Source organism: Oleiphilus sp. HI0123, from assembly GCF_001635315.1.
The window spans coordinates 1-207 of sequence record NZ_LWGE01000601.1; the positions used below are offsets into that span (position 1 = coordinate 1).

The 207-nt window shown below is 48.3% G+C and carries 1 protein-coding gene; it reads right to left on the reverse strand.

The window, feature by feature from the left end; all coding sequences use genetic code 11:
* Positions 1-207: ATP-binding protein (locus tag A3761_RS05455; RefSeq protein WP_231881172.1), on the reverse strand; the 207-nt coding region annotated here is incomplete at both ends.

Genomic DNA, 207 nt, shown 5'->3' on the forward strand with positions numbered 1-207 from the left:
AGATTAGTTCTACCCCTGGTACACCTTCTTCAGAGTGAATATCTACGGGCATCCCGCGCCCGTTATCGGCAACTGACAAAGAACCATCTTCATACAATACAACATCAATTTTACTGGCGTGACCCGCAAGCGCTTCATCGACACTGTTATCGATTACTTCCTGAGCAAGGTGATTGGGCCGAGTGGTTTCAGTATACATCCCCGGTC